This is a genomic window from Salmonella sp. SAL04157 (assembly GCF_046551635.1).
Classification (GTDB): domain Bacteria; phylum Pseudomonadota; class Gammaproteobacteria; order Enterobacterales; family Enterobacteriaceae; genus Salmonella; species Salmonella enterica.
Window position 1 is genome coordinate 128,387 of record NZ_JBGDVS010000006.1, and the last position, 23,800, is coordinate 152,186.

Annotated in this window: 24 protein-coding genes; 16 read left to right on the forward strand and 8 right to left on the reverse strand. The window is 52.9% G+C overall.

Annotated features, from left to right (window positions below):
* Window positions 1-78 precede the first annotated feature (78 nt).
* The 4 genes from ACLJRE_RS14720 to ACLJRE_RS14735 form a co-directional block, all read right to left on the reverse strand.
* Window positions 79-2,007, reverse strand: coding sequence for a sigma-54 interaction domain-containing protein (locus ACLJRE_RS14720; protein WP_001044197.1), 1,929 nt, complete (start codon window positions 2,005-2,007; stop codon window positions 79-81).
* Between the two features lie 67 nt (window positions 2,008-2,074).
* Window positions 2,075-3,028, reverse strand: coding sequence for a 2-keto-3-deoxygluconate permease (locus ACLJRE_RS14725; protein ID WP_000694477.1), 954 nt, complete (start codon window positions 3,026-3,028; stop codon window positions 2,075-2,077).
* 49 nt (window positions 3,029-3,077) lie between these two features.
* On the reverse strand, window positions 3,078-4,250 hold the full coding sequence (locus ACLJRE_RS14730; RefSeq protein WP_023212927.1) for a UxaA family hydrolase: 1,173 nt from the start codon (window positions 4,248-4,250) through the stop codon (window positions 3,078-3,080).
* Between the two features lie 16 nt (window positions 4,251-4,266).
* The gene (locus ACLJRE_RS14735; protein WP_001574029.1) at window positions 4,267-4,608 is read right to left on the reverse strand and encodes a UxaA family hydrolase; all 342 of its coding nucleotides are present in this window, start codon (window positions 4,606-4,608) and stop codon (window positions 4,267-4,269) included.
* 236 nt (window positions 4,609-4,844) lie between these two features.
* Here ACLJRE_RS14735 and leuS point away from each other — a divergent pair, with 236 nt between their 5' ends.
* From leuS to nadD, 4 genes are read left to right on the forward strand one after another with little or no spacing between them, the layout of a single operon-like run.
* Window positions 4,845-7,427: a leucine--tRNA ligase gene (gene leuS, locus ACLJRE_RS14740; protein WP_001157912.1), complete on the forward strand. Its 2,583-nt coding sequence runs from the start codon at window positions 4,845-4,847 to the stop codon at window positions 7,425-7,427.
* A gap of 14 nt (window positions 7,428-7,441) precedes the next feature.
* The gene (gene lptE / locus ACLJRE_RS14745) at window positions 7,442-8,032 is read left to right on the forward strand and encodes an LPS assembly lipoprotein LptE (protein ID WP_001269950.1); all 591 of its coding nucleotides are present in this window, start codon (window positions 7,442-7,444) and stop codon (window positions 8,030-8,032) included.
* Window positions 8,032-9,063, forward strand: coding sequence for a DNA polymerase III subunit delta (holA, locus tag ACLJRE_RS14750; RefSeq protein WP_000620491.1), 1,032 nt, complete (start codon window positions 8,032-8,034; stop codon window positions 9,061-9,063). Before lptE ends, holA begins: the two co-directional genes overlap by 1 nt.
* Window position 9,064: 1 nt before the next feature.
* Entirely contained in the window at window positions 9,065-9,706 is a 642-nt protein-coding gene (nadD, locus tag ACLJRE_RS14755; RefSeq protein WP_023137128.1) for a nicotinate-nucleotide adenylyltransferase, read from the forward strand.
* Here nadD and cobD read toward each other — a convergent pair.
* On the reverse strand, window positions 9,681-10,775 hold the full coding sequence (cobD, locus tag ACLJRE_RS14760) for a threonine-phosphate decarboxylase CobD (protein WP_023212926.1): 1,095 nt from the start codon (window positions 10,773-10,775) through the stop codon (window positions 9,681-9,683). The genes nadD and cobD overlap by 26 nt on opposite strands.
* Window positions 10,776-10,871: 96 nt before the next feature.
* On the opposite strand from cobD, the gene ACLJRE_RS14765 reads away from it, so the two are divergent.
* The 11 genes from ACLJRE_RS14765 (at window position 10,872) to lipA (ending at window position 21,678) form a co-directional block, all read left to right on the forward strand.
* Window positions 10,872-11,480, forward strand: a complete 609-nt coding sequence (locus ACLJRE_RS14765) for an adenosylcobalamin/alpha-ribazole phosphatase (protein WP_001241918.1) — start codon at window positions 10,872-10,874, stop codon at window positions 11,478-11,480.
* A gap of 328 nt (window positions 11,481-11,808) precedes the next feature.
* Window positions 11,809-12,126 (forward strand): ribosome silencing factor, encoded by a 318-nt coding sequence (gene rsfS / locus ACLJRE_RS14770; protein WP_001161670.1) that lies wholly within the window; start codon window positions 11,809-11,811, stop codon window positions 12,124-12,126.
* 3 nt (window positions 12,127-12,129) lie between these two features.
* Window positions 12,130-12,597 (forward strand): 23S rRNA (pseudouridine(1915)-N(3))-methyltransferase RlmH, encoded by a 468-nt coding sequence (rlmH, locus tag ACLJRE_RS14775; RefSeq protein WP_000776107.1) that lies wholly within the window; start codon window positions 12,130-12,132, stop codon window positions 12,595-12,597.
* A gap of 30 nt (window positions 12,598-12,627) precedes the next feature.
* The gene (gene mrdA / locus ACLJRE_RS14780) at window positions 12,628-14,529 is read left to right on the forward strand and encodes a peptidoglycan DD-transpeptidase MrdA (RefSeq protein ID WP_000828700.1); all 1,902 of its coding nucleotides are present in this window, start codon (window positions 12,628-12,630) and stop codon (window positions 14,527-14,529) included.
* 2 nt (window positions 14,530-14,531) lie between these two features.
* The gene (gene mrdB, locus ACLJRE_RS14785) at window positions 14,532-15,644 is read left to right on the forward strand and encodes a peptidoglycan glycosyltransferase MrdB (RefSeq protein WP_000131713.1); all 1,113 of its coding nucleotides are present in this window, start codon (window positions 14,532-14,534) and stop codon (window positions 15,642-15,644) included.
* A gap of 10 nt (window positions 15,645-15,654) precedes the next feature.
* Window positions 15,655-16,788 (forward strand): endolytic peptidoglycan transglycosylase RlpA, encoded by a 1,134-nt coding sequence (gene rlpA, locus ACLJRE_RS14790; protein ID WP_410957438.1) that lies wholly within the window; start codon window positions 15,655-15,657, stop codon window positions 16,786-16,788.
* A 139-nt stretch (window positions 16,789-16,927) separates the two neighbouring features.
* Entirely contained in the window at window positions 16,928-18,139 is a 1,212-nt protein-coding gene (dacA, locus tag ACLJRE_RS14795) for a D-alanyl-D-alanine carboxypeptidase DacA (protein ID WP_000858711.1), read from the forward strand.
* A gap of 108 nt (window positions 18,140-18,247) precedes the next feature.
* Entirely contained in the window at window positions 18,248-18,511 is a 264-nt protein-coding gene (ybeD, locus tag ACLJRE_RS14800) for a DUF493 family protein YbeD (RefSeq protein WP_000850547.1), read from the forward strand.
* A gap of 99 nt (window positions 18,512-18,610) precedes the next feature.
* Entirely contained in the window at window positions 18,611-19,252 is a 642-nt protein-coding gene (lipB, locus tag ACLJRE_RS14805; protein WP_000284012.1) for a lipoyl(octanoyl) transferase LipB, read from the forward strand.
* A gap of 301 nt (window positions 19,253-19,553) precedes the next feature.
* Window positions 19,554-20,507, forward strand: coding sequence for a YbeF family transcriptional regulator (locus tag ACLJRE_RS14810; RefSeq protein ID WP_001282817.1), 954 nt, complete (start codon window positions 19,554-19,556; stop codon window positions 20,505-20,507).
* Window positions 20,508-20,712: 205 nt separating this feature from the next.
* Window positions 20,713-21,678, forward strand: a complete 966-nt coding sequence (gene lipA, locus ACLJRE_RS14815) for a lipoyl synthase (RefSeq protein WP_000042640.1) — start codon at window positions 20,713-20,715, stop codon at window positions 21,676-21,678.
* An 85-nt stretch (window positions 21,679-21,763) separates the two neighbouring features.
* Here the strand turns inward: lipA and tatE are convergent, their stop codons facing one another.
* Window positions 21,764-21,967, reverse strand: coding sequence for a twin-arginine translocase subunit TatE (gene tatE / locus ACLJRE_RS14820; protein WP_000503938.1), 204 nt, complete (start codon window positions 21,965-21,967; stop codon window positions 21,764-21,766).
* Between the two features lie 128 nt (window positions 21,968-22,095).
* Complete coding sequence (locus ACLJRE_RS14825; RefSeq protein ID WP_000495793.1) at window positions 22,096-22,884, reverse strand: deaminated glutathione amidase; 789 nt, start codon at window positions 22,882-22,884, stop codon at window positions 22,096-22,098.
* A gap of 90 nt (window positions 22,885-22,974) precedes the next feature.
* Between ACLJRE_RS14825 and crcB the strand changes: the two genes are divergently transcribed.
* The gene (crcB, locus tag ACLJRE_RS14830) at window positions 22,975-23,358 is read left to right on the forward strand and encodes a fluoride efflux transporter CrcB (protein WP_000939753.1); all 384 of its coding nucleotides are present in this window, start codon (window positions 22,975-22,977) and stop codon (window positions 23,356-23,358) included.
* Window positions 23,359-23,417: 59 nt separating this feature from the next.
* Here crcB and cspE read toward each other — a convergent pair whose 3' ends face one another.
* On the reverse strand, window positions 23,418-23,627 hold the full coding sequence (cspE, locus tag ACLJRE_RS14835; RefSeq protein ID WP_000034826.1) for a transcription antiterminator/RNA stability regulator CspE: 210 nt from the start codon (window positions 23,625-23,627) through the stop codon (window positions 23,418-23,420).
* Window positions 23,628-23,800: the final 173 nt, after the last annotated feature.

The following is a 23,800-nucleotide window of genomic DNA, read 5'->3' on the forward strand; positions in this document are numbered from 1 at the left end:
GATCGTTAACTGCCTATAATAATAGACGTTATTTGCGTTACGCTTTGCAAGGCTGCCCACAGAGTCTGTAAATTCTTGTCAGGCCGACTCGCGTATCCAGCGCGTCAGCGAGGTACGATCGACATTTAATCGTTTCGCCACTAACGATTTATTATCCCTTTCCGCCTCTAATAATTTTCTCAAAATACGCAGGCGAATCGTTTTATAATCGCCAGCCAACATCTGGCAGTCGTGGCAGGTACTTGGCTCGCGTCGGCTCCCCTCTTCCAGATCGTCCAGCAAGAGGCGGCCCTCATCCAGCGTTGCCGGGGAGTGATCAATAGAGAGCACCAGCCGTTCGATAATATTGCTTAACTGCCTGACGTTTCCGGGCCAGGCGAAGCGCTGAAGCTCTTGCCACAGCGCCGGGGTTAACGTTAGTGCCGGGCGTTTATAATGCTGGCTGAAACTGGTAAGCAGCGACAGGCCGATGGCTTTGATATCCTCCGGACGTTTGCGTAGCGGGATGGTGGTCACTTTTAATACGTTAAGCCGATAGTAAAGATCTTCGCGAAATGTCCCGTCCGCAATGAGCTTCGTTAATGTCTGATTGGTCGCTGCAATCACGCGAATATCAACAGGTATCATCTGGTCTGAGCCCAGCCGCATAATCTGCCGCTCCTGCAATACCCGTAATAAGCGCGTCTGTAGCGGTTTATCCAGTTCGCTAATCTCATCCAGAAAAATGGTACCGTGGTGCGCTAATTCAAACAGGCCTATTTTGCCTTTCGGCGACGCGCCGGTAAATGCGCCGGCGACATAGCCAAAGAGTTCGCTCTCCAGAATCTGAGGGGCCATCGCGCCGCAGTTAATGGCGACAAACGGGCCGTTAACGCGTTGGCTGGCATTATGAATACTTTGCGCCAGCACCTCTTTCCCCGTCCCGCTTTCGCCATTAATTAAGATAGTCGCGTCCGTACCGGCATAATTTTTAATGATCGCCAGACGACGCAGCATTTCCGGGTTTTCGGTAAGCAGATCGTCGAAATGATAGCGGGCGCTCAAGCCGCGGCGAGACAGTTCCTGGCGGCGAACATGATGTTCCGCCCCCTGTAAACTGGAGACGGTTTGCATCGTCAACACTACCCGGCTTAACTGTCTGGCCGCGAATACCGGATACAGATTAACCACCATCGCGCCTTGCGGCGTATCGACGACTTTCGCGCTGACGGTTTTTCCCTCACGTAATGTATGCCGCTCCTGGTGCAATACCTGTTTCAGGAAAGACGCGTCATAAATTTCACCGGAGGCGTTAACTTTAAAAAGTTGGCTCGCATATTTATTGTAATGCAGTAACGCGCCGGTATCATCAAGCGTGATAACAGCTTTATCAAACTGATCGAGAATCAGCTGCAGATGATGACGCTCCAGTAATTGGCTGCGAAAAGCCAGATATAATGAGCGGGCCTCTTCCAGAGCTTCGGTTATTGAGGCGGGGCTGGAATCAAGCAAACGGAATTGCGAACCCAGCGGTGAAAAATAATCCTGACAAACGGTATCGCCAACAATGCAATCTAATGGCGTGGACGCTAATTGTTGCTTCAGGCAAGAAATCGTTTCTTTATCATTTCCCTGTAAGGTAAAAATTTTATAGTTAATATTTAACTGTTCCGCTACGCGCGCGCATCCTTTGATCACACTGGAAAAGCCGACAATACCGACAGTGCCTTTTTGTCCTTTAAAAGGGATAAGCGCATCAAGAATGTCGTAGCCGGACATTTTAATTTCGACTACCGGTAATTTACTGTGCTTTTTTAATATTTCCGCACAGCCGCCACGACTAATCAGTACCTGGTGCCCACGAGACTCTAATAAAGGTAGCTCATCCAGGATACGATTAAGCGTCGTTTGATGAATAGTGACGGCGTAATCCAACCGCGCGACCAGCGCCTCGGCAGCCTTTGCCAGTTGAGGGTAAGGAGAGACAAAACAGAGAGGAGATGCGGCTATATCTTTCGTCTTATTCATCACTCACCATCCTGTTGGTTTATGAACGGGCGAGACCGCCCGTCGTGATTTATTTTCCGCCGAAACGCTAACCGCCTGCGGCGGCTGGGTTCAGTTTACGATCGTAGCGTTTTTTTATCCATACGGTCAGGAAGGGGGCGCACAGAGCGGTAATAATCGTCGAGGCCGCCACCTGCGCCGCCGCCGTCGACGCCAGGTCGGTAAAATGCGGATCGAGCAGCGCGATTGCCGCTGGCGTCGCGACGGCGTTGCCAGAGGTAGTGGATACCGCCGCACCTGCCACGCCGCTGCCTCCCGTCAGACGATCAGCGAAAATATTAAAAAATCCGCCAATCGCCACCGTCATGAGTCCCAGTAAAATGCCTGAAGAACCTGCCGTGATAAGTCTTGCGAAATCAATACCGTATCCTAACCCAAAGGCAAAAAAGGGAATCGTTACCACGCTGCCCTGTTTAAGAAACTTGCGCATGTCCTCATCCAGATTACCCAAAATCATGCCAATGATAATGGGAATAATAACCGCCACCAGATTCATAAAGGGTATCGACACCATGCCTGCCGATCCTAACGCCAGCATGGTGAAAAAGGGACCATCGTTCAACGATATTACCGCAATCGCGCCGCCGTCGGTTTCATCGCCGTACTCCCCCACCAACGCGGCATATAACCCACTGTTCGAGTTGGTCATCGCCGAAATAATCGCTAAAGCCGACAGACCTAATAACCCATCCGGGCCGCAAAATTTTCCGACCAGAATGCCAATAATCACGCCGCTGGCAAATTTCGCAAAGGTGATCGCAGCGCCTTTTTTCAGCGCTTTCGGCGCGGCTTTAAACTGGATATCCGCGCCCATACAGACTAAAAACATGCCTAAAATCGCCATTGCGCCATGCGAAATAGAGGTGACAAAACCGCCTATTTCCAGCGCCTCCGGCGCAAAAGTTTTAAACAATGCGCCGATGATTAGCGGTACAACCATCATACCACCAGGAAAACGTTCCAGTGTTTTTTTAATTTTCATAGCTTATTCCCAGGAGATAACCGGACAGCTGGTGCTGCCCGATTTGGTATCAGAACGTCGGCGCGATCTTATAAATAGAGAATTCGTTATGACCTAAATCTTCTGATTTAGTCGTTTTCCCATTCGCGACGCGTAAAATTTCCTGATAAATTTCCTCGCCCATTTGCGTAATAGAAGCCTCGCCAGACATAATGGCGGACACATCAATATCAATATTGTCCTGCATCATTTCCCACGTTGCTTTATTACCCGTAATTTTTATTACCGGCGCTATTGGGTTACCGGCAGGTGTTCCGCGACCGGTAGTAAAAATAGCGATCTGCGCTCCACCCGCCACCATGCCGGAAATAGATTCAATATCCTGCCCCGGGGTATCCATAATCCACAGGCCCGGATGCGTTGGTCTATCGGCATATTCCAGTACGCCCTGTAGCGGCGCATGACCCGCTTTATGCATACAGCCTAACGATTTTTCTTCAATGGTAGTCAACCCGCCTTTAATATTGCCCGGCGTCGGCTGTCCCCCGCGAATATCCTCGCCCAACGCTTTTGCTCGCGCCTCGCAGCCGACCACTAAATCAATGAGCTGTTGACCAACCTCCGGCGTCACCGCACGTTTCGCCATCACATGCTCGGCGCCAATAAATTCCGTCGTTTCAGAAAGAATTGAGCTTCCGCCGCAGCGTATCAGCTTATCCGAGGCGACCCCGCAGGAAGGGTTAGACGCCAGCCCCGATGTCGTATCTGACCCGCCGCACTCCATCGCCAGCAGCAGCTCGCTAACCGGTGCTTGCTGCGGTTTTTGCATGGAGAGTTGTTGCGCATAGTCGCGGGCCAGCGAAATCCCCCTGGCCTGACATTTAAGCGTGCCGCCCTCTTCCTGAATGGTAATGCAGGAGGTCGGTTTGCCAAATGCGGTAATCTCTTCTGCGATGCGTAGCGGCTCCGCGCCTTCACAGCCTAAGCCCACAACCACAATAGCGCCGACGTTGGGATTATTCGCCACATTAATCAATGTTTTTTCCGTCAGACGCGCATCGCCTGCCACCTGGCAGCAGCCAAAATCGTTATTCACCCATGTCGCGCCTTTTACCTGCCGGGCAATATCCTGGGCGACTTTATTCGCACAAACGCTGGTAGGTAAAATCAGTACATAATTACGGATGCCAAAACGGCCGTCAGGGCGGCGGAAACCCAAAAAAGTCTCATTGCTCATAATCATTTTCCCTTGTTTTATATTATTTCCAGTCACCACGTCCGCGTTCGCTTTCCACATTGTGGACGTGCACATAGTCGCCACTTTTTATTTCCTGAGTGGCGCGGCCAATGGATTCGCCATATTTATAAACTTCGCCATGAAAAGGCACATCGCAGATGGCGAATTTGTGGCCAAATGGCACATCCTGATGTAACACAACGCTTATCTCGCGTTCGCCAATGAACATTGTGGCGGTTTCGCCGGCCTTGAGCGCCGTAATAGCCGTCGCGACGCAATCCTGAGGGTGAATCACCACTGCATTTTTTTTCACGATTAACTCCTTTGCTTTAGTCCTGTCTTCCCTAATCAAAAGGCGTGCCATTTTTTAACTGCATGGTTTATATGACTTTATTTTTATGGGCCGATCTGGCGGTGACAGGAACTGCGGTAATTTGCCTCAGTCGTGTCGCATTTTGCGTCACCTCCTCATGAATGCCTGGCGCGACAAATGTTCTACCCCCTGTTTTGACGTGCGTGTTTGGGCTATGCTATGCGGATCTAAACACCACCTCTAAAGCTACATTTGTAGCTGTATCGAAAACAGGACTACTGGCTGCCATGCAAGAGCAATACCGCCCGGAAGAGATAGAATCCAAAGTACAGCTTCACTGGGATGAGAAGCGCACATTTGAAGTGACCGAAGACGAGAGCAAAGAGAAGTATTACTGCCTGTCGATGCTTCCCTATCCTTCTGGCCGACTACACATGGGCCACGTACGTAACTACACCATCGGCGACGTGGTTGCCCGCTACCAGCGTATGCTGGGCAAAAACGTGCTGCAGCCAATCGGCTGGGACGCCTTCGGCCTGCCGGCGGAAGGCGCGGCGGTAAAGAACAACACCGCGCCGGCGCCGTGGACGTACGACAACATCGCGTACATGAAAAACCAGCTCAAAACGCTGGGTTTTGGTTATGACTGGAGCCGTGAAATCGCGACCTGCACCCCGGAATACTACCGTTGGGAACAGAAGTTCTTCACCGAGCTGTATAAAAAAGGCCTGGTGTACAAGAAGACTTCTGCCGTTAACTGGTGCCCGAACGATCAGACCGTTCTCGCCAACGAACAGGTGATCGACGGCTGCTGCTGGCGCTGCGACACCAAAGTTGAGCGTAAAGAGATCCCACAGTGGTTTATCAAAATCACCGCTTACGCAGACGAGCTGTTGCGCGATCTGGATAAGCTGGACCACTGGCCTGATACCGTAAAAACGATGCAGCGCAACTGGATTGGCCGCTCTGAAGGCGTGGAAATCACCTTCGATGTGAAGGGTTACGATAACACCCTGACCGTCTATACCACCCGTCCGGATACCTTTATGGGCGCCACTTACCTGGCGGTGGCCGCCGGTCATCCGCTGGCGCAAAAAGCGGCGGCGAACAACGCCGAGCTGGCGGCGTTCATCGACGAATGCCGTAACACCAAAGTGGCCGAAGCCGAAATGGCGACCATGGAGAAAAAAGGCGTCGACACCGGCTTTAAAGCGATTCATCCGTTAACTGGCGAAGAGATCCCGGTCTGGGCGGCAAACTTTGTCCTGATGGAGTACGGCACTGGCGCGGTGATGGCCGTTCCGGGTCACGATCAGCGCGACTACGAATTTGCCTCCAAATACGGTTTGACCATCAAGCCGGTGATTCTGGCCGCCGACGGTTCCGAGCCGGATCTTTCCGAACAGGCGCTGACCGAAAAAGGCGTGCTGTTTAACTCCGGCGAGTTTGACGGCCTGGCCTTTGAAGCAGCGTTTAACGCCATTGCCGATAAACTGGCGGAAAAAGGCGTCGGCGAGCGTAAAGTGAACTACCGTCTGCGTGACTGGGGCGTTTCCCGTCAGCGTTACTGGGGCGCGCCGATCCCAATGGTCACCCTGGAAGACGGCACCGTGCTGCCGACGCCGGAAGATCAACTGCCGGTTATTTTGCCGGAAGACGTCGTCATGGACGGCATCACCAGCCCGATCAAGGCCGATCCTGAGTGGGCGAAAACCACCGTTAACGGTATGCCGGCGCTGCGTGAAACCGACACCTTCGACACCTTTATGGAATCGTCATGGTACTACGCGCGTTACACCTGCCCGCAGTATCAGGAAGGAATGCTGGATTCGAAAGCGGCAAACTACTGGCTGCCAGTCGATATCTACATCGGCGGTATTGAACATGCCATCATGCACCTGCTCTACTTCCGCTTCTTTCATAAGCTGATGCGCGATGCGGGCATGGTCACCTCTGACGAGCCGGCTAAACAGTTGCTGTGCCAGGGCATGGTACTGGCGGATGCGTTCTATTATGTCGGCGAGAACGGCGAACGTAACTGGGTTTCGCCAGTTGACGCTATCGTCGAGCGCGATGAAAAAGGCCGCATCGTCAAAGCAAAAGACGCAGCGGGTCATGAGCTGGTCTACACTGGCATGAGTAAAATGTCCAAGTCGAAAAATAACGGTATCGATCCGCAGGTAATGGTTGAACGTTATGGCGCGGACACGGTACGCCTGTTTATGATGTTCGCTTCTCCGGCGGATATGACTCTGGAATGGCAGGAGTCCGGCGTAGAAGGCGCAAACCGCTTTATTAAACGCGTCTGGAAGCTGGTTTACGAACACACCGCTAAAGGTCCTGTCGCGGCGCTGAACGTCGATGCGCTGAGCGAAGATCAAAAAGCGCTGCGTCGCGATGTGCATAAAACCATTGCCAAAGTGACCGATGATATCGGCCGCCGTCAGACGTTCAACACCGCCATTGCGGCGATCATGGAGTTGATGAACAAACTGGCGAAAGCCCCGCAGGAAGGCGAACAAGACCGCGCACTGCTTCAGGAAGCGCTGCAGGCCGTCGTGCGTATGCTTAACCCGTTCACCCCGCACGTCTGCTTTACCTTGTGGCAGGAACTGGGCGGCGAAGGCGATATCGACAACGCGCCGTGGCCGGTTGCCGACGAGCAGGCAATGGTGGAAAACACCACGCTGGTTGTCGTGCAGGTTAACGGTAAAGTTCGCGGTAAGATCACCGTTGCGGTGGATGCCACCGAAGAACAGGTGCGTGAACGTGCAGGCCAGGAACATCTGGTGGCAAAATATCTTGATGGCGTTACCGTGCGTAAAGTGATTTACGTTCCGGGTAAACTCCTCAATCTGGTTGTTGGCTAAGCGCGGGAGGAAGCGTGCGATATCTGGTAACACTGTTGTTATCTCTGGCGGTGCTGGTCACCGCCGGATGCGGCTGGCATCTGCGTAGCACTACGCAGGTTCCGGCTTCAATGAAAACGATGATCCTCGATTCAGGCGATCCGAACGGTCCGCTAAGCCGTGCGGTACGTAATCAGTTACGGCTGAATAACGTAAACCTGCTTGATAAAGACACAACGCGCAAAGACGTTCCGTCTCTGCGGCTTGGAACGGTGACTATTTCGCAGGATACGGCGTCAGTGTTCCAGGATGGCCAGACGGCGGAATATCAGATGGTAATGACCGTCAATGCCTCGGTATTGATTCCGGGCCATGACATCTATCCTATCAGCACGAAAGTGTACCGTTCGTTCTTCGATAACCCGCAGATGGCGTTGGCGAAGGATAACGAGCAGGCCATGATCGTTCAGGAGATGTACGACAAAGCCGCTGAACAGCTGATTCGTAAGCTGACCAGCGTCCGCGCGGCGGATATTCAGGCGACGAAAGAGGAGGCTACCGCCGACAATGAGACGGCGGCGCCCGCCTCTACTCCAGCACGCGTCTCCACTACGCTGAGTAACTAATGATCAGGTTGTATCCTGAACAACTCCGCGCGCAGCTCAACGAAGGGCTGCGTGCGGCATATCTGCTATTGGGCAACGATCCGCTGCTGCTGCAGGAAAGTCAGGACGCTATTCGTCTGGCGGCTGCGTCGCAAGGCTTCGAAGAGCACCACGCTTTTACTCTCGATCCCAGTACCGACTGGGGATCGCTTTTCTCACTCTGCCAGGCGATGAGCCTGTTCGCCAGCCGTCAAACGCTGGTGCTGCAACTGCCGGAAAACGGGCCTAACGCGGCAATGAATGAGCAACTCGCCACGCTGAGCGAGCTGCTGCATGACGACCTGTTATTAATAGTACGCGGAAACAAGCTCACCAAAGCGCAGGAAAACGCCGCCTGGTATACCGCGCTGGCAGACCGTAGCGTTCAGGTCAGTTGTCAAACGCCGGAGCAGGCGCAGCTTCCCCGCTGGGTGGCCGCCAGAGCGAAAGCACAGAATTTGCAACTGGATGACGCCGCGAACCAACTGCTGTGCTATTGCTATGAGGGCAATCTGTTGGCGCTGGCGCAGGCGCTGGAACGGCTGTCGCTGCTTTGGCCTGACGGTAAGTTAACGCTTCCTCGCGTGGAGCAGGCCGTCAATGACGCCGCCCACTTTACCCCTTTCCACTGGGTGGATGCGTTACTGATGGGGAAAAGCAAACGCGCGCTGCATATTCTGCAACAGCTACGCCTTGAAGGCAGCGAGCCGGTCATTCTGCTGCGGACCCTCCAGCGAGAGTTGCTGCTACTGGTAAATCTCAAACGTCAGTCCGCGCATACGCCGTTACGCGCGCTGTTTGATAAACACCGGGTCTGGCAAAACCGTCGCCCCATGATCGGCGACGCGTTGCAGCGTCTCCATCCTGCACAGCTTCGCCAGGCCGTGCAGTTACTGACGCGTACAGAAATTACGCTCAAACAGGATTATGGTCAGTCAGTATGGGCAGATCTTGAAGGGCTATCGCTCCTGCTCTGCCATAAGGCGCTGGCAGACGTATTTATTGATGGGTGATATGAAATCGTTACAGGCTTTATTCGGCGGCACCTTTGATCCGGTGCATTATGGACATCTTAAACCTGTTGAAACGCTGGCGAATCTGATCGGCTTATCGCGGGTGATTATTATGCCTAACAATGTGCCGCCGCATCGCCCCCAGCCGGAAGCTTCCAGCGCGCAGCGTAAATATATGCTGGAGCTGGCTATCGCCGATAAGCCGCTTTTTACGCTGGATGAACGCGAGCTACAGCGAAACGCGCCCTCTTACACTGCGCAAACGTTGAAAGCATGGCGCGAAGAACAGGGTCCCGAAGCGCCGCTGGCGTTTATTATCGGCCAGGACTCTCTGCTTAACTTCCCCACCTGGCATGATTACGACACCATCCTTGATAACACTCACCTGATCGTTTGTCGTCGTCCGGGCTATCCCCTTGAAATGACGCAGGCGCAACACCAGCAGTGGCTGGAACAGCATCTGACCCATACGCCGGACGATCTGCACCAGTTGCCAGCCGGTAAAATTTACCTGGCGGAAACGCCCTGGCTTAATATCTCCGCAACCCTCATCCGCGAACGTCTGGAAAAAGGCGAATCCTGCGACGATCTGTTGCCGGAAAACGTGCTGAACTACATCAATCAGCAGGGGTTATACCAGTAAGCACATTGCGCAGCGCCGACAGCAGACGCTCGTTTTGCGCAGTGCTGCGTATCGCCACACGATAATAGCGGCTGTCCAGCCCCGGGTAGTTAGCGCAGCTACGGATTAAAATCCGCTGCGTCAGCAACCGTCGCTGCAGGTCAATATCCTCTCGCTCACAGCGTAGCAACAGATAGTTTGCCCGCCCGGGATAGACCGTCAGCAGGGGGAGCTGACAAAGCGCCTGATAAAACCGGGCGCCCTCCTCCCGTAACCAATGCCAGGTCGCCTGTTGCCAGGCGCTATCCTGTAACGCTACCTCACCGGCAAGCGCCGCCAGCGCGTTAACCGACCACGGCATTTGTTGGCGACGCATCCGCGCCACCGCCGCGTCATCGCTGTTGACGAGATATCCCAACCGCAGGCCGGGAATGGCATAAAATTTGGTCAGCGAACGCAGCACCCAGATATGTGGATTATCTTTAAGAGCAGGAATAAAGCCCGCCTCATGCGGAATAAAATCGATAAACGCTTCATCCAGGATCAGGTTAATGTTCAGCGATTTGCAGCGATCGGCAATGGCCTGTAATAACTGCCGCTCCGGCAGCAGGCCGGTAGGATTATTGGGCGTACACAGAAACAGGCAGTCCAGATCGGGCGTCAACGCCTCAAGAATGGCATCGGTAAGCTGCCAGCCATCCGCTTCGCGTAGAGACCAACGACGAATTTCACAGCCACTTTGCGCCAGCGCCCGGCCATACTCCGCGAAACCTGGCGTGACAATCATTGCACGACGCGGTTTAAGACCGCTCGCCACGGTAAAGATTGACTCCGTCTCGCCATTTCCCGCCAGTATCCACGATGCCGGCACCTGATGATGACGCGCCAGCGCCTGGTGCAAATGAAAATAATCGGCGTCCGGGTAGCGCTCAATGCAGTCCAGATTGTCGATAAGCGCGCGTTTCACGCTGACAGGCATACCCAGCGGATTAATGTTTGCGCTAAAATCCAGTAACTGGTCAGGCGAGATGCCCAACACCGTCGCGGCTTCCCGAATATTACCGCCATGCGCGCTGTTGAATAACGCCATTATGCCTCCGGCCAAAAAACGCTATTTTAGTGAAAAAAACGTTGCGCAATCAGGGGCATTATCATGTTTTGCGCATTTAACCTCATGAGGAATACCATGCGATTGTGGCTGGTGCGTCATGGCGAAACCGAGGCCAATGTCGCCGGGTTGTATAGCGGACATGCTCCCACGCCGTTAACGGAAAAAGGGATTGGCCAGGCGAAAACGCTACATACTTTATTGCGCCACGCGCCATTTGACCGGGTGTTATGCAGCGAGCTGGAGCGCGCGCGCCATACCGCCCGGCTCGTACTGGAGGGCCGGGATACGCCGCAACACATCTTACCTGAGCTTAATGAGATGTACTTCGGCGACTGGGAAATGCGCCATCACCGCGACCTCACCCATGAAGATGCCGAAAGCTATGCCGCCTGGTGTACGGACTGGCAGAATGCGGTTCCGACCAATGGCGAGGGTTTTCAGGCTTTTACCCGGCGCGTAGAGCGCTTTATCTCGCGACTCGACGCGTTCAGCGATTGCCAGAACCTGCTGATCGTCAGCCATCAGGGCGTACTCAGCCTGTTGATTGCCCGTCTGCTCGCGATGCCCGCCGCCTCGCTATGGCATTTCCGGGTAGAACAGGGATGCTGGAGCGCAATCGACATATGCGAAGGGTTCGCCACCCTGAAAGTATTAAATAGTCGTGCCGTCTGGCGGCCTGAGTGATGAATTTTCCGTTTTTTCTCGCCGCAGCGGTTTCGCCCATTGACAGCCCCCGACAGGCTGTTATTCTCCGCAGCCAGGCTTTTTTCACCTTGCAGAGCTTTGCAGAAATTGTTTTACAAAAATGGCGATGCTTTCTGTGACGTGGGATGGGATGATAATCTGGTTTTAAACGCCGATCCGGCGACATAAGTCCCGGTATCGCCGCTGATTCAGGTATACTACACGGCGTCCCGCCGGAAGGTTAGCGTTAACTCGCAACGCCTTACCGGTCCAGCCTGTTGGCCTTTTTTCTATCGTTATAACGCAATTATTCACCCAGGGGGAAAACTTGCAGGGTAAAGCACTCCAGGATTTTGTTATCGACAAAATTGATGACCTGAAAGGTCAGGACATCATCGCCTTAGATGTTCAGGGTAAATCCAGTATCACCGACTGTATGATTATTTGTACCGGCACCTCCAGCCGTCACGTTATGTCTATTGCCGACCACGTGGTGCAGTCGTCGCGCGCGGCCGGTATGCTGCCGTTGGGCGTCGAAGGCGAAAATGCGGCTGACTGGATTGTCGTCGATCTGGGCGATGTGATTGTGCATGTCATGCAGGAAGAAAGTCGCCGCCTGTATGAACTGGAAAAACTCTGGAGTTAATGCGTGAAGCTGCAACTTGTCGCTGTCGGCACGAAGATGCCCGACTGGGTTCAAACGGGATTTACGGAATATCTGCGTCGTTTTCCGAAAGATATGCCCTTTGAGCTGATCGAAATCCCTGCGGGCAAACGCGGCAAGAACGCGGATATCAAACGCATTCTCGACAAAGAGGGCGAGCAGATGCTGGCCGCCGCCGGTAAGAATCGCATTGTTACCCTGGATATTCCAGGCAAGCCGTGGGATACGCCGCAGTTAGCCAATGAGCTGGAGCGCTGGAAACAGGACGGGCGCGACGTCAGTTTGCTGATTGGCGGCCCGGAAGGATTATCTCCCGCCTGCAAAGCGGCAGCGGAACAGAGCTGGTCGCTCTCGGCGTTAACGCTCCCTCACCCGCTGGTTCGGGTTCTGGTTGCGGAGAGTTTGTACCGGGCGTGGAGCATCACAACCAACCACCCTTATCACCGTGAGTGATCGTGAAGTCTTGAGAAGATTAAGCAGCGGATGAAACGACAAAATTCTTTTCGTGACTATACGGCTGAGTCCGCACTGTTTGTGCGTCGGGCGCTGGTCGCCTTTTTGGGTATTTTGCTGCTGACCGGCGTACTGATCGCCAATTTGTATAATCTGCAAATCCTTCGTTTTACCGATTACCAGACCCGCTCGAACGAAAACCGTATCAAGCTGGTGCCAATTGCGCCAAGCCGCGGGATAATCTACGACCGTAACGGCATTCCCCTTGCGCTGAACCGCACTATCTATCAGATTGAAATGATGCCGGAAAAGGTGGATAACGTTCAGCAAACGCTGGATGCGCTACGCAGTGTGGTCGATTTAAACGACGACGATATCGCCGCCTTTAAAAAAGAGCGCGCCCGATCCCATCGCTTTACTTCTATTCCGGTGAAAACAAACCTGACGGAAGTTCAGGTCGCGCGCTTTGCCGTCAACCAGTACCGTTTTCCGGGCGTTGAAGTCAAAGGCTATAAACGCCGCTATTATCCATACGGATCGGCGCTGACCCACGTTATCGGCTACGTATCGAAAATCAATGATAAAGACGTCGAGCGTCTCGACAGAGAAAACAAACTGGCAAACTACGCCGCCACCCATGACATCGGCAAGCTGGGCATTGAGCGCTACTATGAAGATATTCTGCATGGGCAAACCGGTTATGAAGAGGTTGAAGTCAACAACCGCGGCCGCGTCATTCGCCAGCTCAAAGAGGTGCCGCCGCAGGCCGGACACGATATCTACCTGACGCTGGATCTCAAGCTCCAGCAGTATATTGAAACGCTGCTGGCAGGCAGTCGCGCGGCGGTGATTGTCACCGATCCGCGTACCGGCGGCGTGCTATCGCTGGTCTCCATGCCAAGTTACGACCCTAACCTTTTCGTGGATGGCATCTCCAGCAAAGATTACTCCGGGCTGCTTAACGACCCGAACACGCCATTAGTGAACCGCGCGACTCAGGGTGTCTACCCACCCGCTTCTACCGTTAAGCCTTACGTCGCCGTATCGGCGTTAAGCGCTGGCGTCATCACCCGTAACACCAGTCTTTTCGACCCTGGCTGGTGGCAGTTGCCGGGGTCTGAGAAACGCTACCGCGACTGGAAAAAATGGGGCCACGGGCATCTGAATATCACCAAATCCCTTGAAGAGTCGGCGGATACCTTCTTCTATCAGGTGGCCTATGACATGGGAATCGACCGCCTGTCAGAATGGATGGGTAAGTTTGGCTATGGGCACTATACGGGAATTGATCTCGCAGAAGAGCGCTCTGGTAATATGCCGACCCGCGAGTGGAAACAGAAACGCTTTAAAAAACCGTGGTATCAGGGCGATACGATTCCGGTGGGCATCGGCCAGGGCTACTGGACGGCAACGCCGATTCAGATGAGTAAGGCGCTGATGATCCTTATTAACGACGGTGTAGTTAAAGTCCCGCATCTGTTAATGAGCACCGCGGAAAACGGTAAACAGGTGCCGTGGGTACAGCCGCATGAGCCGCCAGTGGGCGATATTCACTCCGGCTACTGGGAAATTGCGAAAGATGGCATGTATGGCGTCGCCAACCGCCCTAACGGCACGGCGCATAAATATTTTGCCAGCGCGCCCTACAAAATCGCGGCGAAGTCGGGCACCGCGCAGGTCTTTGGCCTGAAGGCCAACGAAACGTACAATGCGCATAAAATCGCCGAGCGCCTGCGTGACCATAAATTAATGACCGCCTTTGCGCCGTATAACAATCCCCAGGTCGCCGTCGCGATCATCCTTGAAAACGGCGGCGCAGGCCCGGCAGTAGGCACGATCATGCGCCAAATCCTTGATCACATCATGCTGGGCGACAACAACACCCATTTGCCTGCGGAAAACCCGGTGGTTGCAGCGGCGGAGGACCAATAATCATGACGGATAATCCGAACAAAAAAACCTTCTGGGATAAAATTCATATCGATCCCACGATGCTACTCATTCTGCTGGCGTTACTGGTTTACAGCGCATTGGTCATCTGGAGCGCCAGCGGCCAGGACATCGGCATGATGGAGCGTAAAATCGGTCAGATTGCGATGGGGCTGGTGGTTATGGTGGTGATGGCGCAGATCCCGCCGCGCGTATATGAAGGCTGGGCGCCCTATCTCTATATCATTTGTATCATTTTGCTGGTCGCCGTTGATGCCTTCGGCGCAATATCCAAAGGCGCGCAGCGCTGGCTCGATCTGGGAATCGTTCGCTTTCAGCCTTCGGAAATAGCCAAAATCGCCGTGCCGCTGATGGTCGCCCGCTTTATTAACCGCGACGTCTGCCCGCCCTCGCTGAAAAATACCGCCATCGCCCTGGTATTAATCTTTATGCCTACCCTGCTGGTTGCCGCCCAGCCGGACCTCGGGACGTCTATTTTGGTCGCCCTTTCCGGTCTCTTTGTCCTATTTTTGTCTGGTCTGAGCTGGCGCTTAATTGGGGTCGCCATTGTATTGATCGCTGCATTTATTCCTATTTTGTGGTTTTTCCTGATGCACGATTACCAACGCCAGCGCGTCATGATGCTCCTTGATCCGGAGACCGATCCGCTGGGCGCGGGCTATCATATTATTCAGTCTAAAATCGCCATTGGCTCAGGCGGCCTGCGCGGTAAAGGCTGGCTCCACGGCACCCAGTCGCAGCTGGAGTTTTTACCCGAACGCCATACCGACTTTATCTTCGCGGTACTGGCGGAAGAGCTCGGTCTGGTGGGCATCCTGATTCTGCTCGCGCTCTATATTTTGCTGATAATGCGCGGTCTGTGGATTGCCGCCAGAGCGCAAACTACATTTGGTCGCGTGATGGCTGGCGGATTAATGTTAATATTATTCGTTTATGTCTTCGTAAATATTGGTATGGTGAGCGGTATTCTGCCTGTGGTTGGAGTACCTTTACCCCTGGTCAGCTACGGGGGCTCCGCACTGATTGTGCTGATGGCCGGGTTCGGGATTGTGATGTCGATCCACACCCACAGAAAAATGTTGTCGAAAAGCGTATAAGGGGTGCGCAATGCGTAAGCAGTTGCCTGTAATCTGCGTCGCGGCAGGGATAGTACTACTCGCGGCATGTACTAATGACGGCGGTCAGCAGCAAACCACCGTCGCGCCGCAACCTGCGGTATGTAATGGTCCGACTGTGGAAATCAGCGGAGCGGAACCGCGTTATGAACCTCTGAATCCGACCGCAAACCAGGATTATCAGCGTGACGGTAAAAGTTATAAAATCGTTCAGGACCCGTCCCGCTTTAGCCAGGCTGGCCTGGCCGCTATTTATGATGCGGAACCCGGCAGTAATTTAACCGCCTCCGGGGAGATGTTCGATCCGATGCAGCTTACCGCCGCCCATCCGACACTGCCTATCCCCAGCTATGCGCGAATCACCAACCTGGCCAACGGTCGCATGATCGTCGTGCGTATTAACGATCGCGGCCCCTATGGCACCGATCGGGTCATCTCCCTGTCCCGCGCAGCGGCGGATCGTCTGAATACCTCGAATAATACTAAAGTACGGATTGACCCCATTATCGTGGCGCCGGATGGTTCGCTCTCCGGCCCGGGGATGGCCTGTACGACGGTGGCGAAACAGACCTACGCTCTGCCCCCGCGCCCTGATTTAAGCGGCGGAATGGGAAGCGCCTCTTCAGCGCCTGCGCTACCGCAAGGCGACGTGCTTCCGGTCAGCAATGCCACGTTGAAAAGTGACGATACCACCGGCGCGCCGGTGAGCAGCAGCGGCTTCCTCGGCGCGCCGACCACGCTGGCGCCTGGCGTGCTGGAGGGTAATGAACCGACGCCGGCGCCACAGCCAGCGCCGGTTTCCGCGCCGGTGACGGCTCCAGCGACTGCGACGCCGGTGAGCGCGCCTGCCGCCACGGCCCCGGTATCTGCCCCGGTGAGCGCGCCTGTCGCCGCGGCGAGCGGCCGTTTCGTCGTCCAGGTCGGCGCCGTCAGCGATCAAACGCGTGCGCAGCAATACCAACAGCGTTTAAGCCAGCAGTTCAGCGTACCAGGACGCGTAATACAAAACGGCGCGGTCTGGCGTATTCAACTGGGGCCTTTTGCCAGTAAAGCCGAAGCCAGCGCGTTACAGCAACGTTTGCAAACAGAAGCACAATTACAGTCCTTTATCGCCAGCGCGCAGTAACCGATCGCAGGTATCTGTACTGTCAATTTCTGTAAATGACATTAACAAAGTCACGCGGAAAGTCAGATGCCTGCCAGTTATGCTTTTGCTATAGTAGGGCTCTTTTTTTAATTTCATCACGGACGTCGTAGTTCAGACCATGAAGACCACTTTTTCCGCTCGTTTTATGCAGCGCATGGCGCTCACCACGGCGCTTTGTGCCGCGTTTATCTCAACCGCACATGCCGATGACCTGAATATCAAAACTATGATCCCGGGTGTTCCGCAGATCGATGCGGAATCCTACATCCTGATCGACTACAACTCCGGTAAAGTTCTGGCGGAACAAAACGCCGACGAACGTCGCGACCCGGCGAGTCTGACGAAGATGATGACCAGTTACGTCATCGGACAGGCAATGAAAGCGGGTAAATTTAAAGAAACCGACCTGGTTACCGTCGGTAATGACGCCTGGGCCACCGGCAATCCGGTATTTAAAGGCTCCTCGCTGATGTTCCTCAAGCCGGGAATGCAGGTACCGGTCTCTCAGTTGATACGCGGCATCAATCTGCAATCCGGCAATGACGCCTGTGTGGCAATGGCTGATTTCGCCGCCGGTAGCCAGGATGCTTTCGTCGGGCTGATGAATAGCTATGTGAACGCGTTGGGGCTGAAAAATACCCACTTCCAGACCGTACACGGCCTGGACGCCGACGGACAATACAGTTCAGCTCGCGATATGGCGCTGATTGGTCAGGCGTTAATTCGCGATGTGCCTAACGAATATGCCGTTTATAAAGAAAAAGAGTTCACCTTTAACGGCATTCGCCAGTTAAACCGTAACGGTCTGCTGTGGGATAACAGCCTGAATGTGGACGGCATCAAAACCGGCCATACCAGCAAAGCGGGCTATAATCTGGTCGCTTCCGCAACCGAAGGCCAGATGCGATTGATTTCCGCCGTGATGGGCGGACGGACCTATAAAGGCCGTGAAACAGAAAGCAAAAAACTGCTGACGTGGGGCTTCCGTTTCTTTGAAACCGTTAATCCGCTGAAGGCTGGTAAAGAGTTCGCCTCTGAACCCGCCTGGTTTGGTAATACCGATCGCGCCTCGCTGGGCGTCGATAAAGACGTTTACCTGACGATCCCTCGTGGTCGCATGAAAGATTTGAAAGCGAGCTATGTACTGAATACCGCAGAACTGCACGCGCCGCTGCAGAAAAACCAGGTGGTCGGCACCATCAACTTCCAGCTGGACGGTAAAACCATCGAGCAGCGTCCGCTGGTCGTACTGCAAGAGATCCCGGAAGGGAACTTCTTCGGTAAAATCATTGATTACATTAAATTAATGTTCCATCACTGGTTTGGATAAAAATTGAACGCTTGAAAGTGTGATTTTCGTCCCCATATACTATGCATCAGTAAAACTCCCGCCCTGTGGCGGGAGTTGTTATTTTTTTTACGTAATGCCGGAGCTGACATGAAAACCAAACTTAACGAACTGCTTGAATTCCCTACGCCATTTACTTACAAAGTAATGGGGCAGGCGTTACCTGAGCTGGTTGATCAGGTGGTTGAAGTGGTACAGCGCCATGCGCCTGGTGATTACTCTCCGACGGTAAAACCGAGCAGCAAAGGCAACTACCACTCGGTCTCTATCACCATTAATGCCACCCATATTGAACAGGTTGAAACGCTGTACGAAGAACTGGGCAATATTGATATCGTGCGAATGGTATTGTAATACATCCAGACGGTTACCCGGTCTTATCCGGGTAACTCCCCGCCTCCCCCGCTGTGATATACTTTCCTCTCTTTTTTCATTCTCTACGGAGATGCCGTTTTGTATCAGGATAAAATCCTTGTCCGCCAGCTCGGCCTTCAGCCCTATGAAGCTATCTCTCAGGCCATGCATAACTTTACCGATATGCGCGATGAAAACAGCCATGATGAAATCTGGTTGGTTGAGCATTACCCGGTGTTTACCCAGGGCCAGGCCGGTAAAGCGGAACATATATTGATGCCTGGCGATATTCCCGTTGTGCAGAGCGATCGTGGAGGACAGGTGACCTATCATGGTCCGGGCCAACAGGTAATGTACGTTTTACTTAACCTGAAACGACGTAAACTGGGCGTGCGTGATTTAGTCACCCTACTTGAACAGACCGTGGTGAATACGCTGGCTGAAATTGGTATTGAGGCGCATCCGCGCGCCGATGCGCCGGGCGTCTATGTGGGTGAAAAGAAAATCTGCTCGCTGGGTTTACGTATCCGTCGCGGCTGCTCATTCCACGGTTTAGCGCTAAACGTTAACATGGATCTTTCTCCTTTCCTACGTATCAACCCGTGTGGTTATGCCGGCATGGAAATGGCTAAAATAACGCAGTGGAAGAAAGACGCTACCACGGATAATATTGCGCCCCGCTTGCTGGCGAATATTTTAGCTCTGCTAAATAATCCACCGTATGAATATATTGCTGCTTAATGCGTAAAATATAATGGCCCAAGAAATTTATGGGTCATTAATCATATATGATTTGAATGCTTTACTTCTCCCCCCGCTTTCTATATTTTCGTTATATCCCTGCTGTAGCCGCCAGGCGGCATGGCCTCTTCAGTCCTCATGATGAGGAATTTTCCGTGAACAAAATCCCGGCCTTGCTGTTACTTATCTTATTGAAATGACTTAAAATACATTCATAAGAGTAATTTTAAAACCAACTCATAAATGCAAAATATACTATTTCATCTATTATTCATAATACGAATGAATTCGGAGCCAGAGCGTGAGTGATAATAATCAGGCAGAAAGACAACCGGCCGATCAACACCTACAAGACAAACCGCAAATTTTCAGAACACTGAGAAATATTGACCTCAATCTGTTGACGATTTTTGAGGCCGTATATGTCCATAAAGGGATCGTCAATGCAGCGAAAATTCTTAACCTGACGCCGTCAGCCATCAGCCAGTCCATTCAAAAATTACGGACTATATTTCCCGATCCGCTGTTTATTCGCAAAGGCCAGGGCGTAACGCCCACGACGTATGCTACGCATCTGCACGAATACATCAGCCAGGGGCTGGAATCTATTCTTGGCGCCCTGGATCTTACGGGCAGCTATGATAAGCAGCGTACCATTACAATTGGCACGACGCCTTCGGTCGGCGCGCTAGTGATGCCGATTATTTACCAGGCCATCAGGCCGCGTTATCCTCAGCTTTTGCTGCGCAATATTCCGGTAGACGATGCCGAAAGCCAGCTTAGTCAGTTTCAGACCGATCTCATTATCAATACCCATAGCTATAACAACCGGAGCATCCAGCATCACGTCCTGTTTAGCGATACGCTTGAGATTGTCTGCCGCCAGCATCACCCATGTCTGGCGAACGCCATTACTGAAGAGAGACTGAACAGCGCGGATCACACCTTTCTGATGCTGGAGGGACAACATCTTTCCCTACTGCGCCAGCGACTGCAGGAGACATTTCCCGATCAGCAAATCAGTTTTAGCAGCTACAATATTTTTACCATTGCCTCGCTGATCGCCAGCAGCGATCTGCTGGGACTGATGCCCACCCGCTTCTACGACTTATTTAGCCGCTGCTGGCCGCTTGAACGCCTTCCCTACGCGCCGGTGAATAGTGAACAGGTCGAGTTCTCGCTGCATTACAATAAACTGAGTCTGCGCGATCCGGTGCTGGAGAACGTCATTGATATCATTCGTGAGGCGTTCTGACAAAAATGTTGCATTCAGGTCACGGAAGATATGGGCAAACAGCACAAAACAACAACTATTTTACATTTTGCCGGGCTGTCAGGCTGCTTTATGGCCCTTATCAATGATATACTGCGTGTCACAAATTCAAAAATAGTTGATAAATACAACTTTCCCTTGAATTGAAACGCTTTCCTTCGTTATTCGCAACTGGAACACGCACGCTATGAGTAAACCCATTGTGATGGAACGCGGTGTAAAATACCGCGATGCCGATAAGATGGCTCTTATCCCAGTTAAAAATGTGGTCACAGAGCGCGACGCTCTACTACGTAAACCGGAATGGATGAAAATAAAACTTCCGGCGGATTCTACCCGTATCCAGGGCATCAAAGCCGCAATGCGCAAAAATGGCCTGCATTCTGTCTGCGAGGAAGCGTCTTGCCCAAACCTGGCTGAATGTTTCAACCACGGCACCGCTACGTTTATGATCCTTGGCGCCATTTGCACTCGCCGCTGTCCGTTCTGTGATGTCGCCCATGGCCGCCCCGTTGCGCCGGATGCGGAAGAGCCGCAGAAACTGGCGCAAACGATCGCCGACATGGCGCTACGCTATGTGGTCATCACCTCTGTCGACCGTGACGATCTGCGTGACGGCGGCGCCCAGCATTTTGCTGACTGCATCACCGCTATCCGTGCCAAAAGCCCGGAGATAAAAATAGAGACCCTGGTGCCAGACTTCCGTGGACGTATGGATCGCGCGCTGGATATTCTTAACGCGACGCCGCCGGATGTGTTTAACCACAACCTGGAAAACGTGCCGCGTATTTACCGCCAGGTTCGTCCGGGCGCCGATTACAACTGGTCGCTGAAATTACTGGAACGCTTCAAAGAAGCGCACCCGGAAATTCCGACAAAATCGGGCCTGATGGTGGGCTTAGGCGAAACCAATGCGGAAATCATTGAGGTTATGCGCGACTTACGCCGTCATGGCGTCACCATGCTGACGCTTGGTCAGTATCTACAGCCAAGCCGCCATCACCTGCCGGTACAGCGTTATGTCAGCCCGGAAGAGTTTGACGAGATGAAAGCGGAAGCCCTGGCGATGGGCTTTACCCATGCCGCCTGTGGCCCCTTTGTACGTTCTTCGTACCATGCTGATCTCCAGGCCAAAGGCATGGAAGTGAAATGATCGTGTAATAGACGCTTACATTTCAGGCAAAAAAAACCGGCAACTTGCCGGTTTTTTTACTCTGCGGAGCAAGCGCATCGCGCTATTACTCTTTGTGCGAGAGTTTTTCAGCCTGAACGCTACCGTCGACGTCTTTCTTAACGCCCGCGTCTTCATCGTTCATTGCTTTCTTGAATCCTTTAATCGCCGTGCCCAGGTCTCCGCCCAGCGTACGTAACTTCTTGGTACCAAACAGCAGAACAACCAGTGCGGCAACCACCAGCAGTTTGGTAATACTAATCTCACCCATAGATACCTTCTTCACTAAAAACAGGCTGCGTAACGCGCCGGATTAACCTGAGAATATTAACGGTCTTTCGACGCGCGCACACAATAGCAATCTGTAACAAGGTGAATCAAGCTTTGCGTAAAAAAACATCATAATAATTGCGGTGGCGCAAATCGTCGTTGCTGCAAAAGAGGAAGTTGCTCCCGCACCTGGTCTATTCGTTCTCTGAATATTTCCGCGACGATCAGCGCCGGACGATCGGCTGCTGCGGCTATCGTTACCCCCAACGGATCGATAATACGACTTTGACCAATATTACGATTACCACACTCCCCGGCCGCAATCATATAGCAGGTGGTATCCAGCGCTCTCGCCGCCAGCAGCGTCGACCACTGCTGCTCTTTCAACGGGCCGCGAACCCAGCCCGTCGGCAGCGCCAATACGTCAGCCCCCTGTAAAGCCAGCGCTAACGCCATGTCAGGAAAGCGCAGGTCATAACAGGTCATAAGCCCCACCTTAACCCCCTCCACGTCCAGCACAGGCGCGATAGCGGTTCCGGCATCAATACTTTGGGATTCTTGCATCGAAAACGCATCATAGAGATGCAGCTTCGCGTAACGCGCGACAATGTGACCTGCCCGTAGCGCCACCAGCATATTAACCGCCCGTCCAGGCGTTGACGGGACAAGGATAGTGAATATCGTCGTCATATTATTATGAGCGCTTTCTTCCTGAAGCCGCGTCATAAACGCGCCATCCAGCGGCTGCGCGGCGCGAATCGGCAGGTCAAGGTCGATGTCATCTCGCGCTAATATCCCCTCAGGCAGCACCAGAAGCGATACGCCGCGGCCCGCCGCCTGAGCCATTAACGAAACGCAAACTTGCGCATTCTTTTCCCATACAGAACTCACCACAAACTGCCCGGCTGCAACGAACATATCCCCTCCCACACCTCTGTCAGGACTCGCCAATTATGCGTGTTCGGCGTTACACTCCTCCTGTATAGCAATTAAATAAAGGATTCGGCAGTGTTACAGCTTCTTTTAGCAGTTTTTATCGGCGGTGGAACGGGGAGCGTAGCCCGGTGGATGCTAAGTATGCGTTTTAATCCGCTTCATCAGGCGATTCCCATCGGTACGCTAACAGCAAATTTGCTTGGCGCGTTTATTATCGGCATGGGGTTCGCCTGGTTTAACCGCATGACACATATCGATCCGATGTGGAAAGTGCTCATCACAACCGGCTTTTGCGGCGGCCTGACGACCTTTTCTACTTTTTCTGCTGAAGTGGTATTCTTGCTGCAAGAGGGGCGCTTTGGCTGGGCGCTGCTGAATGTGCTGATTAACCTGTTGGGTTCGTTTGCCATGACAGCGCTGGCATTCTGGCTATTTTCCGCCGCAGCGGCGCGTTAAGCGCAAAAAAAAAACCCGCCGAAAGGGCGGGTTTTGAAATCTTGCTGTCGGACGTATGCTTACAGAGCAGTTACGTTTGCAGCGGAAGGGCCTTTGGCACCGTTAGTGATTTCGAACTCTACGCGCTGACCTTCAGCCAGAGTTTTAAAACCATTGGTCTGGATTGCAGAGAAGTGTACGAACACGTCTTTGCTGCCATCTTCCGGAGTAATGAAACCGAATCCTTTGGATTCATTAAACCACTTAACGTTACCTTTAATCTTAGACATCAAAATTACCTTTACATGAAAAATAGACACAAATGCTGTGTCGGATACCAGTACAACAATTGTGATGCATTTTGTCCAGTCGAACTTTGCGAAAAAGTGATAAATATCGCGTTAATTTTTAGCTAACCCTGTCTACTTATTGTTTTTTAAGGCTTTTTTATTCACAACTGAAG